Origin of the sequence: Candidatus Pelagibacter communis (genome assembly GCF_001180105.1) — a bacterium.
GTDB classification, from domain to species: Bacteria; Pseudomonadota; Alphaproteobacteria; order Pelagibacterales; family Pelagibacteraceae; genus Pelagibacter; species Pelagibacter ubique_K.
The window spans coordinates 1-3,434 of sequence record NZ_CVSO01000080.1; the positions used below are offsets into that span (position 1 = coordinate 1).

Annotated in this window: 3 protein-coding genes and 1 tRNA gene; 2 read left to right on the forward strand and 2 right to left on the reverse strand. The window is 24.4% G+C overall.

All coding sequences use genetic code 11. The annotated features are described in order from the left end of the window. The coding region (locus AMN84_RS05105; protein WP_218836775.1) for a TaqI-like C-terminal specificity domain-containing protein at positions 1-1,145 on the forward strand (1,145 nt) is incomplete at its 5' end. 147 nt (positions 1,146-1,292) lie between these two features. On the opposite strand, the gene AMN84_RS04925 is transcribed toward AMN84_RS05105, so the two are convergent. Beyond that, positions 1,293-1,368 (reverse strand) — tRNA-Thr (locus AMN84_RS04925). A gap of 100 nt (positions 1,369-1,468) precedes the next feature. Between AMN84_RS04925 and AMN84_RS04930 the strand changes: the two genes are divergently transcribed. Beyond that, complete coding sequence (locus AMN84_RS04930; RefSeq protein ID WP_075483937.1) at positions 1,469-2,554, forward strand: glycosyltransferase; 1,086 nt, start codon at positions 1,469-1,471, stop codon at positions 2,552-2,554. Here the strand turns inward: AMN84_RS04930 and rlmB are convergent. After that, the gene (gene rlmB / locus AMN84_RS04935; protein ID WP_075483939.1) at positions 2,541-3,281 is read right to left on the reverse strand and encodes a 23S rRNA (guanosine(2251)-2'-O)-methyltransferase RlmB; all 741 of its coding nucleotides are present in this window, start codon (positions 3,279-3,281) and stop codon (positions 2,541-2,543) included. The two genes, AMN84_RS04930 and rlmB, sit on opposite strands and share 14 nt — an antisense overlap. Between the last annotated feature and the right edge of the window lie 153 nt (positions 3,282-3,434).

Consider the following 3,434-nt stretch of genomic DNA (forward strand, 5'->3'; position numbering starts at 1 on the left):
CAAATCCTCCTTATGAAGTTTTAGATTCTAAAGAGTCAATAGATTCAGAGGAGAGAATATCTCAACTAAGAAAAATTGATACTTTTAAGCCTGCTTTTGAGGGTAAACTAAATTATTTCAAATTATTTTTAGCTAAATTTTTAAATCATTTAAATACTGATGGTGTTGCAACTTTTATAGTACAAAATTCATTAATTGGAGATAAAACGTGTACAAAAATTAGAAAACTAATTGTAGATGATAATAATTTAATAAGATTAATTTCATTCCCAGAGAGAGATAATGTGAGTAAACGAGTTTTTAAATCAGCTAAAATGTCTGTTTGTATTGTTCAAATATCTAAGAAAAAAAGTAATGATGATAAATTTGGTTTAGAAGTATGGAAAGATAAAAATAAGATAGAAGGTTTTTCAACTGAATTAGATAAAAGAATTTTAAAATTAAATGATCATTATAGAATTCCAATAACCAATAAAAAAGGATTAAATATATATTTTAAAATTCTAAATGACCCAAAAGTTATGAAGTTTAAAGATATTGCAGATACATTTCAGGGAGAAATTAATATGACAAATCACAAAAGATTTTTTTCAGAAAAGAAAAATGATAAATATCATGGAATTCTTTTGAAGGGAGCAAATATTCAAAGATATTTTGTAACAAATAAAATGACCCAAGGAAAAGAAGAATTTTTGAATGTAGATTCATTTCTCAAAAATAATACTTCAAGTAGGTCTAGCGCTTTTAAATTTGAAAGAATTGCTATGCAAGGAATTACTGGAGATGAAAAATATCGAATTAAATCATGTTTAGTAAAAAAGAACAATTTTTTAGCTCATAGTACTAATTTTATCTTAAAAAAAAATAATGAATTTACGAACCCTGAATTAATTGTTCTCTTAAATTCAAAATTATTGAATTGGTTTTTTAGAATTTTTACCACTAACTCAAACGTCAATTCATATGAGATTGATATTCTACCCATTAAAAAATTTTCTGAAAAAAAAAAGATTAAAATTGAGAAAATATTTAAAGATTTAAATAAAGAAAATTATTTTGAATTTACAGATATTTTAGATGATTTAATATTTGATACTTTTGAACTAAATAAAAATGAAGTCGAATTCATAAATTCTCATTTCTAGAATTTATAAATGATATTAATTTGAATTCACTTCATATTCACTACAAGCAGTTCTTATTCCTTCCATTCTATAGTCTTATTAAACGATTTTTACTTTGAAAAAAATTGAACTAATTTTTAAGTTTATTGCAAATAAATAAGTATTTGATGGTGCCCCCGCACGGACTCGAACCGCGGACCTATTGATTACAAATCAATTGCTCTACCAGCTGAGCTACAAGGGCACTGAAGATTAGCTTTATATTGAAACATATAAATAATTCAAGTAATTTAAAATTCTCTAATATGTGTTAGAAAGTAAATATTAATATATTTACATAAAATATGGACAATAGAATAATAATTTTTATTCCCTCAATTGAAGTTGGAGGGGTTGAAAAAAATTTATTTATAATCTCAAACTATTTAAAAAAAAAGGGTTTAAATGTTGAAATATTAACCTGTAATTATGAAAAAAAGAAATTCTTTGCAAAAAATATTAAAATCCTAGGTTCAAAAAGTATTTTTTTTCAAAAAAGAAGTAGAAAGATTAAATATTTCATAAGTTTAATATATTTAATTTTTGAACTCTTATTTGATAAAAAAAAAACACTAGTTTTTGCATTTCAAGCCAACATGTACTCAGTTATTATTTGTAAACTTTTGAATAAAAAAATTATTATAAGATCTAACTCATCCCCAAGTGGTTGGTCAAAAAATGTCATAAAAAAAAAAATCTATGGTTTCCTAATGAGACTAGCAGACGATGTAATGGTTAATTCTATTGATTTTAAAAAAGAAATTAAAAGAAAATTTTCAACTAATTCAGAATGTATTTATAATCCCCTTGATAAATCTATTTTAAAAATTAATAATAAAAAAAAAATTTTTGACGCTAGTTCTTTAAAGATTTTAAATATAGGTCGTCTTACTGATCAAAAAGATCACCTTACATTATTAAAAGCCGCAAAATTAATTGATAAGAAATTGAGACCTGAAATAATTATTATTGGAAGAGGGGTAAATTACAATTTTTTAGACGAATATATCAAAAAAAATAACTTAGGTGATTTTGTTAAACTTCACGGTTTTCACCAAAATGCCTTCAAATTTATTAAAGATACGAATATACTTGTATTGACTTCAAAATTTGAAGGTTTACCGAATGTTTTAATAGAGGGACAACTATTTAAAAAATATATTATCTCAACAAATTGCCCAACTGGACCCAAAGAAATATTGATGAATGGAAAATGTGGAGACTTAATAAATATAGGTGATTACAAAAAACTTGCAGAATTGATTAATACATTTTACAAGAGAAAAAAAATAATTCATAAAAAAATAAACAAAGGCACTGATAATATTGACAGATTTGATTACAAAAGAAATTGTGAAAAATATTATAATTTTATTTCTAGGAATTTTTAGTTTTTTTTATGTAATGAAAAACTATAGAGGCTGAGTTTGAGATATTCAAGCTTTCAACTTTATGATTAATATTAATTTTTACTAAATAATCTGTATATTTTAATGTATGTTTACTTATACCAAAGCCCTCTGAGCCAAATAAAAGTATATTTTTTCCTTCCCATTTATATTCTACAAAATCCTTTTTTCCTGAGCTATCAAAACCGTAAACCCAGAAATTTTTTTCTCTTAAAAATTTTAGGGTAGAATTTATATTTGAAACTTTAAATATATTCACATACTCCATACATCCACTCGCTGATTTGTACATTAATTTACTTTCTGAAGGGAAATGTCTTTCCTTTACAATAATTCCATCTATATTAAAAGATACTGCACTTCTTATAATAGACCCAATATTTCTCGCATCTGTTACTTCATCCAAGCAAGCAATATTTAATTCTTTTTTTCCATTTATAAATTCTTTTAATGATGGTTCTTCTAAATTCTCAATCTCAGCTACAAATCCTTGATGAGATATATTTTCCTTAGTTGAATATTTATCTAATTCTCTCTTTGTTTTAAAAAAAACTTTTAAATCTTTGAGAAGATTTTTATTTGGTGAACTTCTATGAATAGCCTTCTTACTTTCTTCTGTTAAGAATAACCTTAGTATCTTTCTTTTAGGATTTTTAACTGCTTCAATAACGGCATGTTTTCCAAGTATAAAAAATGACGATTTATTCATAAAATTAGGTCCATTTAACATGTTTTTTGGTCAATTTTACTAATAATTCTAATATTGCATTTATATGATAAAAATATATAAAACCCATGTTGTTTAAAGCTTTTTTGAACATGGGGACGCTTTCCCCTATTTTAGGAGGGGTACCAAAGCGGT